This is a genomic window from Mycetocola zhujimingii, from assembly GCF_003065425.1.
GTDB lineage: Bacteria > Actinomycetota > Actinomycetes > Actinomycetales > Microbacteriaceae > Mycetocola_A > Mycetocola_A zhujimingii.
Map to the genome: position 1 here is coordinate 2,887,177 of NZ_CP026949.1, position 13,329 is coordinate 2,900,505.

The 13,329-nt window shown below is 66.6% G+C and carries 10 protein-coding genes; 6 read left to right on the forward strand and 4 right to left on the reverse strand.

The window, feature by feature from the left end; genetic code table 11:
- Nucleotides 1-84: 84 nt before the first annotated feature.
- Entirely contained in the window at nucleotides 85-639 is a 555-nt protein-coding gene (locus C3E77_RS13805; RefSeq protein WP_108392390.1) for a dihydrofolate reductase family protein, read from the reverse strand.
- A gap of 84 nt (nucleotides 640-723) precedes the next feature.
- Between C3E77_RS13805 and C3E77_RS13810 the strand changes: the two genes are divergently transcribed.
- A complete protein-coding gene (locus tag C3E77_RS13810; RefSeq protein WP_108392392.1) occupies nucleotides 724-1,008 on the forward strand; it encodes a GNAT family N-acetyltransferase in 285 nt (94 codons plus the stop codon).
- 52 nt (nucleotides 1,009-1,060) lie between these two features.
- Here the strand turns inward: C3E77_RS13810 and C3E77_RS13815 are convergent, their stop codons facing one another.
- Complete coding sequence (locus C3E77_RS13815) at nucleotides 1,061-4,612, reverse strand: TM0106 family RecB-like putative nuclease (protein WP_108393388.1); 3,552 nt, start codon at nucleotides 4,610-4,612, stop codon at nucleotides 1,061-1,063.
- A gap of 71 nt (nucleotides 4,613-4,683) precedes the next feature.
- Nucleotides 4,684-5,631, reverse strand: a complete 948-nt coding sequence (locus C3E77_RS13820; protein ID WP_108392394.1) for a Ppx/GppA phosphatase family protein — start codon at nucleotides 5,629-5,631, stop codon at nucleotides 4,684-4,686.
- 303 nt (nucleotides 5,632-5,934) lie between these two features.
- Between C3E77_RS13820 and C3E77_RS13825 the strand changes: the two genes are divergently transcribed.
- The 4 genes from C3E77_RS13825 (at nucleotide 5,935) to C3E77_RS13835 (ending at nucleotide 11,272) form a co-directional block, all read left to right on the forward strand.
- On the forward strand, nucleotides 5,935-6,555 hold the full coding sequence (locus C3E77_RS13825; RefSeq protein WP_108392396.1) for a class I SAM-dependent methyltransferase: 621 nt from the start codon (nucleotides 5,935-5,937) through the stop codon (nucleotides 6,553-6,555).
- 61 nt (nucleotides 6,556-6,616) lie between these two features.
- The gene (locus C3E77_RS15470; RefSeq protein WP_158270319.1) at nucleotides 6,617-6,778 is read left to right on the forward strand and encodes a hypothetical protein; all 162 of its coding nucleotides are present in this window, start codon (nucleotides 6,617-6,619) and stop codon (nucleotides 6,776-6,778) included.
- A gap of 195 nt (nucleotides 6,779-6,973) precedes the next feature.
- Nucleotides 6,974-10,480 (forward strand): DEAD/DEAH box helicase, encoded by a 3,507-nt coding sequence (locus C3E77_RS13830; protein ID WP_108392398.1) that lies wholly within the window; start codon nucleotides 6,974-6,976, stop codon nucleotides 10,478-10,480.
- A gap of 66 nt (nucleotides 10,481-10,546) precedes the next feature.
- Nucleotides 10,547-11,272, forward strand: coding sequence for a TetR family transcriptional regulator (locus tag C3E77_RS13835; RefSeq protein ID WP_198412157.1), 726 nt, complete (start codon nucleotides 10,547-10,549; stop codon nucleotides 11,270-11,272).
- Nucleotides 11,273-11,437: 165 nt separating this feature from the next.
- Here C3E77_RS13835 and C3E77_RS13840 read toward each other — a convergent pair whose 3' ends face one another.
- Entirely contained in the window at nucleotides 11,438-12,229 is a 792-nt protein-coding gene (locus tag C3E77_RS13840) for a siderophore-interacting protein (RefSeq protein ID WP_108392400.1), read from the reverse strand.
- A gap of 128 nt (nucleotides 12,230-12,357) precedes the next feature.
- Between C3E77_RS13840 and C3E77_RS13845 the strand changes: the two genes are divergently transcribed.
- Nucleotides 12,358-13,311 carry a siderophore ABC transporter substrate-binding protein gene (locus C3E77_RS13845; RefSeq protein ID WP_108392402.1) on the forward strand — a complete coding sequence of 318 codons (954 nt, stop codon included), beginning with the start codon at nucleotides 12,358-12,360 and terminating at the stop codon, nucleotides 13,309-13,311.
- The last annotated feature ends 18 nt before the right edge of the window (nucleotides 13,312-13,329 follow it).

Below are 13,329 nucleotides of genomic sequence, written 5' to 3' on the forward strand. Positions count from 1 at the left end.
GCCTTTTGCCGTGTCTCACTCCACTGTCACGACCGGCCGTCGTGTCTCGACCGCGCTCCCACGACACGAGCTGTCTCTCCGGGGTCACGCCCCCGATCGCACCACCCGATAGGTTGCCTGGGTGAAGCCGGCGCCGAGCTCACGCGTCGCGGTCAGTTCGAGGGCCACATCGCCCTCGAGCGGCCCGAACAGCGGGATTCCGCTTCCGATGAGTACCGGCGCAACGCTGATCGTGATCTCATCCAGTAGCCCCGCGCGCAGGAACGTCGACACGGTTTTGCCTCCGTCGACGTAGATCTTCGTGATTCCCTCCCGCGCGAGCGTCTCGAGCACATCGTCGAGCGACCGGTGCACCGTGGCGTCCGGCCACTCGGTGCTCTCGAGCGTCGTGCTCAGGATGAGGAGCCGCTTGCCCGCGTACGGGTACTCCTCAAACTCCTTGACCACATCGTGCGTACCTCGACCCATCACCAGTGCACCGACCGAGGCAAAGAAGTCGTCGTACCCGGTATCGCCGAGCGTTTCACCACGACCGACCAGCCAGTCAAGACCGCCGTCGTCACGCGCGATGAACCCGTCAACGCTCGTTGCAAGAAAAGCGGATGCCGTCAGGCCGTTTTCATTGTGAGTTGCGTTCATGCCGACACGCTACTCGCAGCATCCGACCCCCGACAGTGGCGTCATTCAGCCCTCGCGGTCAGGCTCCGGGATTACGCTTGACGGATGCCATCCACCCTCGCCCACGAACCCGACGCGAACCGGTACACACTGCGGATCGGCGACGAACTCGTGTGCGTCGCCGACTACTCGACCCGCCCCGGCGCCATCTATTTCACCCACACCTACACAACCCCGGCACGCCGCGGCAATGGCTACGCGGCCGAGCTCATCGATTTCGCGATGAAGGACATCGAGTCGCGGTCAGATGACCGTGTGGTTCCGGTCTGCTCGTTCGTGGTCGACTGGTTCTCCGATCACCCGGAGCGCCGCGGGCTCCTGTCACGCTGACGCTGAGGCCTGAACCTTCGCCGAGCGTCTGCACCGGCTCCCGGTCGGGCCCTCAGACCGTAACTTCGATATCGGACTCGGACTCCACACGCGGCTCCGACTGAGACGCCGAATCGAGCTCGGGCTCCTGCTCGTGCTCCGACTCCGCCAGGGTGATGAAAGCGCTGAGTTCGGCGACCTCCTTCGCGGTGACGGGCAGGTAGTCGGTGAGGGCGGGCGCGTACACGAGCCAGGCCGCCCACTTCGCGCGCGAGATGGCGACATTGAGCCGGTTCTTGAGGATGAGGAAGCCCATCCCCCTCGGCACATCCGCGGCACTGGACGCGGCCAGCGTCATGATCGCAACGGCGGCTTCCTGGCCCTGGAACTTGTCGACGGTGCCCACACGGACGTCGCCGAAGCCCGCCTCACCGAGTGCCTCTCGAACCTCGGCCACCTGGGCGTTATACGGCGAGACTACGATGACGTCATCCTGCTCAAGCGGACCGGCAGGGCGCGCCTCGGTGGGGTCCGTCCATGCCCGGCCGATGACGGAGCGAACAATCTCGACGACACGATTCGCTTCTTCTCGCGAGTATGTGGAGTTTCCGGTGTGTTCGACCCGCTCCACGTGGAGTCCGGGTTCGACGCCCTCGAGCCGTCGCGTCGAGGCGACCTCGTGAGCCCGCAATTCGCCCTCATAGGACAGCCTCGACACCGGTGCAGTGACGGCCGGGTGCATGCGCCGTGATTCGGCGAGGAAGTACCCGAGCTCGGCCGGCAGCACGTCGTGTCCGTCGCTCACCCAGCCGAGTGCTGAGGTGTCGATGGGTTCGGGGTGGAGCCCCTGGCTCACCTGCGGCAGTTGCTGCGGGTCGCCGAGAAGAAGGAGATTGCGTGCCGCGACACTCGCGGCGATGGTGAACGCGAGCGAATACTGACCGGCTTCATCGATGACCAGCAGGTCGAGCGAGTGCCGGGGGAACCGCGCCTTGTTGCTGAAGTCCCAGGCTGTTCCGCCGAGGACGAATCCGCTCTCCTCGCGCTCCGCGGCGAACATCAGCTGCCCGTTCGACTCGAGCTGGGTGTAGGTAACGCCAGCAGCATCAGCACCGCTCTTCTGCACCTTGCCGACGAGTCCCGCACCGAGGCCAGCCTTGACGACCGCGGTGAGGAGGTTCTCCACAACCGCGTGCGACTGCGCGACAACGCCAATCTTCCAGCCGTGGTCATTCACGAGCGCGGTGATCACGTGCGCACCGAGGTAGGTCTTGCCGGTGCCCGGTGGGCCCTGGACGGCAAGGTACGAGGCATCCAGATCGAGAATGGATGCCGTCACAGCGTCAATGCGGTCACCCGAGACCGGCGCGAGCCGGCCGCTTCGTGTACGGGGCGCTGTGCGGCGCAGAATATCGACGACTGGGTCTTTCGGCCACGCGGGCTGCGCGTCGACGATGGCCTGGGCCCATTCCTCGATCGCCGGTTTCTGCTGCCCTGCAGGGGGCGGCGCCGCTGGCGTCAGCGCGATGGGAACGGCGTCGTACGGTTCGACGCCGGTCGGCGTTGTCTCCTCGACGAGGGCACCGCGGTCGTCGACCTCGAGAATACGGACGGTCTTCGGCACCCTCGCACCGGGGTCCCCGACCTTGGCGTCGAACGGACGGCCCTCGTATTCGTAAATGAGAAACGGACCGGCCTGCTCCCCGGGCTTGACGCTGCTGCCGGGGCCCCACTGGCCGGTGAGCCGCAGCCAGCGGCGGTCGTTCTTCTGTTTGCCCTCACGGAACCACGGCTTCTCGACGGTGACACCGCCGGGGGCAACGATGAGGACATCGCGGGTGTCTGCCCAGTCGCCGACATCCTGAACCAGCCGCGCGAAGTGGCCCCACCAGAAGCTCTTCTGTTCGCGCTGGTGGTAGTCGAGCGCTGCAGCGGCGAACGCGGCAGCTGTCTCGTCTGCGCTGCGCCCGGCGGCAAGCCGGTCACCGGCGAGGCCGAGCAGCGCATACCGCAGGGGCGACGGCTCGACGTCAGGAACTGAATCTTTTGCTTCGTGCAGGGTTCCGGGAAGGATGCCGTTCTCGCGGGCACGCTCAATGAGCCAGTTACGCAGTCGCACGGTCGAAACACAGTCGTACCGGTTGTAGTCGGCGATCTCGTCGAGCTTCTTCTGACCGGCCACGGCGTCGCCGGTCGCGATCAGGTGCTGTGCGTCGGCGTACTCGGTGATCGAATCAGCGGCGTTGGTGACGCCATCCTGGTTCCGTATCTCGTCGCCCATGTACAGCGGCTCAAGCTTTTTGATCGAGTACGACCTCGACCCGACGCGGATGCTCTTCTTGACCATGGGGTACAGGTCGACGAGCACATTCTCACGAAGCAGCGCGTCGACCTCTTCTTCGCCGACGCCGTGCCGAGCCGCGATCGAGGAAAGATGCGTCCGCTCGTATGAGGCGTAGTGGTAGATATGCAGGTTCGGGAATGTCTGGCGGCGCTCGGCGACGAAGTCGAGGAACTGCCTCAGCGCCACGCGTTCCTCGGCGAAGCTGTGGGCCCAGAAGGCCGTGAAGTTCTCGTCGTTGTCGACGAGGCCGAACAGGTAGTCCAGCCCCCACGAGTGACCGTCGCCCTCGGTGTACAGCGGGTCGCCCTCGAAGTCGAAGTAGATATCACCGGCATCAGGTTGGGGCAGCGCCGCGAGCGCCTCGGGGTGGAACACGCGAACGGGTGGCGGGCTGTGATCCTCGGGGCTCGACGGCCCGTGCAGCTGAAGGTCGGCCTGCAGTGTGAGGCCCGCGAGGGTGGAGTCGCCAATCCCGTCGATGCTCGACCCGGAATACGCAGCAAGCTGCTCGATCGTCGTGATGCCGGCGTTCGCGAGCCGAGCACGCTGGGTGACGCGCATGCCAGCGACGAGAAGAACGTCGCGGCTGGCCTGAATCTCGAGCTCGCAGGTTTCACACCGACCACAAATGGAGTACCGCTCGTCGCCCCAGGCAACGGCATCCGTCTCGGCGATGCGCTCGGCGATGATGCGCGCGAGCCGCTGCTTGCGTTTGCGGTACACCGGCAGGATGTCGCTGACCCTGTGCACACTCGTGGTGCCGTTGCCCAGCAGGAGCTCGACCGTGTCTGCCGCCGCAACCCCGCGACTCTCGAGCTGTTCGACGTACGCGGCCAGCTGCAGCAGGGCCGTCACCTTCGCGGATCTGGCCAGCTTGGTGTCTTGCACGAGATACCGGCCGTCGGGCCTCCGCACGATGAAGTCGGCAAAACCGACGAACGTACCGTCGAAGAAGGTGGCCTGGAAAACGACGTCAGCCTCGCTGGCGAATGCCCGGTCTGTGGCGGCGACAGCCGCTTCGAGGGCGTCGCGGGTCATCTTGTCTGGCCGCTTGATCTCCGCGACTCCGTCGCCGAAATCGGCGCGATAGGTGTCGAGCACCCTCGCCTCGTGTTCGTCTCCGAGCCTGCCGGTGCGAGCCAGCATGGCGTCGGCTTTCTCCTCCACCTTCTCGGCGCGGCCGAGTTTCGCATCGAGCTTGCGGAGGAAGGCAAATTCGCACTTCGACGCCGCTGTGAGGTCGCTGGCGCTGGTGACTAGTGAGTCGTCGAGGAAGAACACGTACCCTCCGATGGTCGGTGCTTTGAGGCTAGCGGCAGCGACCGACACCGGGCTGGGCGCCCCGGTTCCGGCTACTCGAGCGCGAGGGCCACTCCGTCGAGGATGTCATGTTCGCTCGTGAGCACATCGGTCAGCGGATGCCCGCTGGCTTCGGTGAGATCTCTCACCCAGCGAAGCACCTCCGCCCAGATCACCGCGCCAGCCGGAAGAACATCCACCCGACCCTCGACCAGATACGGGAGGGCAGCGCGTTGTTCCCGCGGCATCCGCACCAGCTCGTCACACGCGGCGAGCACGGCGTCGAGGGGCAGTCGGGTCCCGTTGATCGCCACCGGGTCATAACCGGGCAGGCGGAGCGCGTGCGCTGTGATCGTCGTGACGGTTCCCGCAACACCGAGAACCACGGATGCCGCCGCCAGGTCGACGACGCGGCCCGCCTCCTCGAGGGCGGAGCGCACGTCGCCGGCGAGCGCATCCATTTCCGCTTCAGACATCGGGTCGCCGGGCGAATGCCGCTCGGTGAGCCGCACCGACCCGACATCCATCGACACCGCGGACACCGGGTGCGAATCACCGAGGACCAGTTCTGTTGAGCCACCGCCGAGGTCGACGACGAGGCGCATCCCCTCATCGCGATCAGCAGGGTCGAGGGCACTGAGGGCGCCGGTGAACGACAGTTCAGCCTCCTCGCGACCGTCGATGACCTCGGGTTCCACCCCGAGGATCTCGCGAACCTGGCCCAGGAAGTCGTCGCGATTGGCGGCATCCCGGGTCGCACTCGTCGCAACGAATCGCAACCGCTCAACCCCGTGCTCGCGGCACAGCTCGGCATAGCGGCGGGTGACGGCGAGCGTGCGGTCGAGCGCGTCGGCAGCGAAACGGCCGGTCCGGTCGACGCCCTGGCCGAGCCGCACGATTTCCAGGGTCCTGACCACGTCGGTCAGACGCCCCCGCTCGACATCGGCGATGAGCAGGCGGATCGAGTTGGTTCCGCAGTCGATGGCGGCGACTCGGGTCATGGGGGGCTCCTGGGGTGGATCGGGTGGGCGGCGGGACGGGTTTGGGCGGGCGGCGGACGGGTTGCGCGGCGGGACGGGCTGGTCGGGCGGTACGCGATGATCGGGCGGGCGGCACGGGCGCCCGCTCACCGAGCGCTGCAGTTCCATGCCCGCGCTACAGAAGCATCTGCAGCGCACGCATGGAAACTGTAGCCGTCGGCGAAGCGTCCGGCACCGAGCATCAGGCACAGGCGCAGGCACCCGACACCTCCGCCGCCCACAGCCAGCGCGCACCCAGCAGGCCGCGATTAGGCTGAGCGAGCCATGACCACAGCACACCACCAGGACGCACTCGACGACCAGACCCGCCGTCTCGTCGGCGCGCTTCACGGCCGCGTGCTCGAAATCGGCGCCGGCAACGGCGAGAACTTCGACATTCTCGCCAGCGGGATCGACTGGGTCGGCCTCGAACCGAACCCCAAGCGGCTCGACGAACTCGCCTATGAGGCCGACCGCAACGGCCATAGCACTCCGCCCCTGAACGCGAAGGCCGAGAACATCCCCCTCCCGGATGCCAGCGTCGACGCCGTTCTCGGAACCCTCGTCCTGTGCTCGGTCACCGACACCGATCGCGTGCTCGCCGAGGTCGAGCGGGTGCTCAAGCCGGGCGGCTCCTTCGTTTTCGTCGAACACGTCGGAGCGCCACCCCGCACCTGGCGCCGCGTCGCCCAGCGGATCGCCGCCCCGTTCATGAAGCTCGCCGCCGGCGGGTGCGATCCTGTCCGCGACACCGAATCCCGGATCCGCGCCTCCCGCCTCGCCGTGACCGAGATCGAGCACTACGACCTGCCCGGCACGCTCGGCGTCAGCGTGCCGTTCATCGCCGGCCGCGCCGTCAAACCGGTCGAGTCGGTCACACCGCCCGGGTCAGCGCAACCCGTATAGCACTCGAACCCGCCGGGGTCTCGCCCTTCCACTGGAGCTTTCCGGCGGTTAGCGTTGGGTCATGACTGATCACGAGAACGCCAAGTCCGACGACCTCTCCACCGCGAACTCGGAGGAGTCCCCCAGCCAGCCAGCCGAGAACCTGCCTGACGGCTCGGGTTCGGACAACCCGAACAAGGGCGACACCGACAACGACACGGTTTCGGGTGGCCCCGCAGACTAACTGCGCTCGCGCTCCCACGCGCACCATTTCACGAACGGATGCCGCCCGCGACCCCGCTGGCGGCATCCGTTTGTCTGCCCCCGGTTCTCCGACCGCCACCGAGTCAGGCCTGCGCCGATACAGCCCTCAGCGAACGGATGCCGCCTGCACGCCGCCGCGCGGCTGCCTGTCAGTGGCGCGTGAGAACATTGAGGTATGACGTCGACCGCAACTCCCCTGGTCGATGTGACCGACATCATCCGGCTCGTCGGCAACTCGGCGTTCAACCGCGCGGCTGTCTATGCCCGCAACGGCGCCGTCCTCAAGGTCAACTGGAACTCAGACACGAGCCGCCTGACCGGCACCGTCCAGGGCACAGACTTCGAGCCGTACCTCTGCAAGGTCAACCTGGCCGCCGGAAGCAAGAGCTACAGTCGTCCCACATCGAGCACCTGCACCTGCCCGCTCGGCGGTGCGTGCAAGCACGTTGCCGCGACCCTGCTCGCGAGCAACGCCGCCCGGGTGAAGCAGCTCAACGCCGGCTCGGCGGCGAGCGCACGCACCAGTGACGACGGCTGGGCCGACGAAGCCCCGACGGTCGAAGACGGCTGGCTCGAACGGCAAATGCGCGAGGCCGACGAGTGGGCGGGCATCGAACATCGCCCGCTGCGACCGGCGGTAAAAGAGCCGTCCGGTCCGCCGCAGCCCGCGTGGAAAACCGCTGTGAGTGCCCTGACCGGCGACGCGACGGCATCCGCCCCTCTCACCCACACGATGATGGGCCTGCAGTTCGAGCTCCGCGAGCAAACGCCACGCACCCAGCACAGGTGGAACGGCCCCACCGCCAAGACGGCGAAGTCAACGAGCGAGATCAGCGAGTATCGGCTCGGGGTTCGCCCGGTCATCCGCAACGGCAAGGGCAACTGGGTCCGCACCAACGTGGGCTGGAACACCTTCAGCTACCAGGTTAACCGGCTGGGCCTTCAGCCCGACCAGCACCGCTGGTTCGGCCAGTTCTCGGCGCTGCACCGCGCCACCCGCGAGGTGTACGTCGGCGGGCAGGAACTCGACTGGCTCTACCTCGACGATTTCCACAGCCCGCTGCTCTGGACCCTGCTCGCCGAGGGCAGGCGCCTCGGCATTGAAATGCTCGGTGCCAAGAAGGATGCAACGGTCACGATCGGCAGTGAAGCGAGCGTCACCCTCGACGCGCGCACCGAGAGCGACGACCTGCGCCTCGACACCACCCTTATCATCGACGGTGTCGAGTATCCGGCCTCGGACGCCGGCAGCATCGGCAACCACGGCGTCTACAGCTACGCCCTCGAACCGGTGCAATCGTTCACCCTCGCGCCGACGGGAACCCCGCTGACCGACGAGCAGCGCCGCCTCATCGGCAAGCCGTCCACCGTTCTCGTCCCCGCCGACGACATCGGCGAGTTCCTCACCGAGTTCTATCCGAAACTCCGGCGGTCCATCGCGATCACCTCCTCCGACGAGACCGTCGTGCTGCCCGAGGTCGAGCCACCGACGCTCGTGCTCACCGCCACCTTCGGCGCGAAGCACACGCTCTCGCTCGACTGGGGCTGGGAGTACGCGGAAGGAAGTTCGGTCAGGCGGATGCCGCTCGCCGCGTCCCCGTCCGACGCAAGCCTCCGCGACACCGAGACCGAACTCGCTGTTGCACAGACCGCCATGCGGATTCTGCGGCCGGCCCCGCTCGCTCCCGTAGCCCTGCAGGGTCTCGACGCCGCCGAGTTCACCGACAAGGTGCTGCCGCAGATCGAAGCGGCCGACGGCATCCGCGTCGATGTCATCGGCGAGCGCCCCGACTACCGCGAACTGACCGAGACCCCGAAGCTCAAGGTCACCACCGTCGAGACCGACCAGCGCGACTGGTTCGACCTCGGCGTCGTGATCACCATCGACGGCCAGAACATTCCGTTCGGCCCGCTGTTCAAGGCGCTGTCGAAGGGGCAGAAGAAGCTCCTGCTCGTCGACAACAGTTACCTCTCGCTCGAACAGCCCGAGTTCCAGCAGCTGCACGACCTCATCGAAGAGGCCCGCTCACTGGCCGAGTGGGACACCGGCCTCAGGATCAGCCGCTACCAGTCCAGCCTCTGGGACGACCTCGAAGACCTCGCGGACGAGAGCGAACAGGCCGCGAGCTGGCGGGCATCCGTTACCGGGCTCCGCGAGCTCACGAGCGTCGAGCAGACGCCGCTGCCCGCCGGCCTTCAGGCGAACCTCCGGCCGTACCAGCACGACGGTTTCAACTGGCTCGCGTTCCTCTGGAACCACCAGCTCGGCGGCGTGCTCGCCGACGACATGGGCCTCGGTAAGACGCTGCAGGCACTCGCTCTCATCGCGCATGCCAAGGAAACAGCACAGCCCGGCACCCATCGCCCGTTCCTCGTCGTCGCCCCGACGAGTGTCGTGTCCAACTGGCAGCTTGAAGCGAAGCGGTTCACGCCAGACCTCAAGGTCGTGGTCGTGACGTCGACGCGGGCGAAACGTCCCCGCGCCGCCCAGATCGCCGACGCAGACATCGTCATCACGTCGTACACGCTGATGCGGCTCGATTTCGACGAGTACCTCGACCGCGAGTGGGCCGGGCTCATCTTCGACGAGGCCCAGTTCCTCAAGAACCGCACCTCGCGGGTGCACCAGGCCGCGCGCGACCTCCGGGCGCCATTCAAACTCGCGATCACCGGCACCCCGATGGAGAACAACCTCCTCGAGCTCTGGTCGTTGTTCGCGATCGTTGCACCCGGCCTGTTCCCCTCGGCGAAGAAATTCACCGATGCATACGCGAAGCCCATCGAAAAGGGATCGAACGACGAACTCCTCCCCCGCCTGCGCCGTCGCATCCGCCCGCTGATGATGCGCCGGACGAAGGAGCTCGTCGCGAACGACCTGCCGGCCAAGCAGGAGCAGGTGCTCGCCATCGACCTCAACCCGAAGCACAGGAAGCTCTACGACACGTTCCTGCAGCGTGAGCGGCAGAAGCTGCTCGGCCTGCTCGGCGACATGGACAAGAACCGGTTCATCGTGTTCCGCTCGCTGACCCTGCTGCGAATGCTGTCGCTCGACGCCTCGCTCGTCGACGAGCAGTACTCGAACGTGCCGTCGTCGAAGCTCGACGCGCTGTTCGAGCATCTCGAAGACGTTGTCGCAGAGGGCCACCGCGCGCTCATCTTCAGCCAGTTCACGTCGTTCTTGCAGAAGGCCGCGGCCAGGCTCGACGAGCAGGGCATCCCGTATGCGTACCTCGACGGTTCGACGACGAAGCGAGCGGATGTCATCGCGAGCTTCAAGGAGGGCGAGGCGCCGGTCTTCCTCATCAGCCTCAAGGCGGGCGGGTTCGGACTCAACCTCACCGAGGCCGACTACGTGTTCCTGCTCGACCCGTGGTGGAACCCCGCGAGCGAGGCCCAGGCGGTCGACCGCACGCACCGGATTGGGCAAACCAAGAACGTCATGGTCTACCGGATGGTTGCGAACGGCACCATCGAGGAGAAGGTCATGAAGCTCAAGGAGCAGAAGGCCAAGCTGTTCAGTTCGGTGATGGACGACGACGCCGTTTTCAGCTCTGCGCTCACGGCCGACGACATCCGTGGCCTGCTCGAAGAACCCGAGGAGCCGACTGCGCTGGAGCGAGCCGCGGAAGAGTTCGCCGTTGTCGAGGCAGAGCGGCGCTCCCGCTGGGTTTCCGTCGAGTAGCCGTCGCACACCATGTCCCCCATTCGAGGGGTATGTCTCCATGGCATCCCGTCCTAGGCTGTGTGGATGTTGGGCCAGGACAGATCGGACACCCCGTCTCAGTCAGTGCGCGAGCATCTCGCCGATGCGGCCTACCCGCTGCTCGATGAAGCGAGCATCCATGAGGTGGGCATCCGCGAAACTGGCATCGATGAGACGGCCGCGAAACAGGGCCGACGGGCATCCGGGGTAACGGACAACGACCGCGAGTTCTCACTGAACGACGACCTCGCTGGGGCGGTGAAGGGCGGGCCGGAGTGGACCTTCGGGATCGTCACGGCGGGCGCGCAGCGGCGCGGAACCACCCCCGAGAGCAGGTTGCTCGCCATCTTCGACGTTTTCGACGAGTGGTTCACGCGCGACGACCACGAGGCGCAGACATTCATCAGCGTGCTCCTCGACATGGAACCCGCCCACTCGTCAGGGCGGGTCAGCATCATCCACCTCGACCGCATCCGGATGTTCGTCCTCAGCCTTGCCCGCCAGGCGGGTCTCGTCGACGTCGAAGAGTTCACCCTCTCGTGGCACATTCTCATGAAGGGCGCGATCCTCAACGCTGCCGACGGCGACACCGGCGCCGCCAGCAGGGCCCGCGAAATGGGGCGTGACCTCATCGCCCGGTTCTCTCCCGGCAGCATCCGCGCTGAACGAGCCAGCGGCGCATACGACGACATTGACTGGGAAGTCGAGGATGCCGTGACCGCACGTCGGCCACGCGTCGACTCCAGCATGACGTTCGAGGACTACCACTGAGCCCGGCGCGGCGGTGCTCCGCGGGTGGTGCATCGTCGAGCGCTGCACATCCATAACCCGCGCTGCAGAAGCTTCTGTAGCGTGAGCATGGATGTGCAGCGCTCGCGCTTGCGCCCGGCCCGCGCCCGCCCGCACCCGAGTCCGCGCTGCGCCGCACCCGACCGCTCAGTGCGGGGCGTGGTACTCGGCTTCCCCGCGTTTCCAGTAACCCTTGACGACCGCCGTCGCCGGGTCGAGGCCCCACCGGTCGAAGAACAGGGCGCGCCCTGGCTTCATCACCGACTGCTCGGCGGCGACGAACGCGAAGATCTCCCCGGCGGGCCGGTCTGCTTCGGTGAGAGCGTCGAGGGCCAGGCCGAGTGTCGCGCCCTCCGCGGCCCGCCCACGATGCACCCAGCGCAGTCGAACGCCTCCAGGGGTTGCGAGGTCCTGCTCGCTCGCGGCATCCGGGACTTCGACGACAACCTGGCCAACGGCATCCGCGCTCATCGCCCCAATGAAGCGCTTGATCGCGGGAAGGGCTGATTCGTCGCCGGCGAGAAACCAGCCGTCGGGAGCACCGTCGAGCACGAGCGAACCGCGAGGGCCGCCGATCCCGACGGTGGCACCGACCGGGGCGGTTGCCGCCCAGGGGCCCGCGATCCCGGCGTCGCCGTGAAGCACGAACTCGAGATCGAGGATCCCGGCCTCGGCGTCCCAGGACAACGGGGTGTACTCACGGCTGATCCCGACGGAGCGGACAGCGGCGGGATCAAGGCCGGTGAGGGCATCCGGCGCACTCTCGCTATCGGGGAAGAAGACGCGAATGTGGTCGTCCGAGCCGAGCGATCCGAAGCCGCGGAGATCGGCGCCCTCGAACCTGAGACGGACATAAGACGACGTCAACCACTCACGGCGCGTCAGTCGGGCAGTGCGAAAGACAAGCTCGCGGGGTGAGCGGGTGAGCGAGAAGGCCATGGCACTCCGAGGTCGACAGACTGAATACTTTTAGGTTAGCCTAACCTACACAACGCCTCCCGGCTCCGAGCCGCCTCGGGCTTCTGACCGGCCGAACGGCCCATCCCCCCACGAACTGGAGTTCTCCAATGACCCATGCCCGCACGCGTATTTTCTCGCTCGGCATCCTCGCCCTCTCCGGCGCTCTTGCCCTCTCGGGGTGCGCATCCGCTCCGGCCGAACCGGCGCCGACAAAGGCCGCGGCCACCGAGATCGATGTCGAGCACGTGCAGGGAACCACCGAGGTTCCGCTGAACCCCGAGACCGTCATTACCTTCGACATGGCCTCCCTCGACACGCTCGACGCGCTCGGCGTGAAGGTCGACGGACTGCCGCAGCAGAACGTTCCCGAGTACCTCAGCGAGTACGCGGGCGAGGAGTATCTCAACGCCGGCACCCTGTTCGAGCCGGACTACGAAGCCGTCAACGCGGCCGAGCCCGACCTCATCATCGTCGCAAACCGCTCGGCTGCGGCGTACGAGGAACTCAGCAAAATCGCCCCGACGATCGACCTCACCCTCGACTGGGAGAACTACCTCCCGAGCTTCCGCACCAACGTTGAGACCCTCGGCGAGATCTTCGAGAAGCAGGACGAAGCAACCACGGCACTCGAAGAGATCGACGGCAAGATCGAGGAGGCGAAGGAACAGGCAACGGATGCCGGTACCGGCCTGATCGTGATGACAAACGCCGGTGAGATCACCGCCTACGGCAGCGGTTCGCGCTTCGGCTGGCTGCACGACGAACTCGGCCTGACGCCCGCCATCGACGACGTCGACGCCGCGACCCACGGCGACCCGGTCTCTCCTGAGTTCATCCTCGAGACCAACCCGGACTGGCTGCTCGTCATCGACCGTGACGCAGCGATCGGCGAGAGCGGTTCAACAGCACGGCAGGTCCTCGACAACGAGGTCATCGCGGGAACCACCGCCTGGCAGAATGACCAGGTCCTCTACCTCGACAGCGTTCCGTTCTACGTTGTCATGAGCGGTCTTGGCGCGGTCAACCAGATGGTCGACCAGATCACGGACGGCCTGAAGTAATTTCCGCTCCGACCGGCA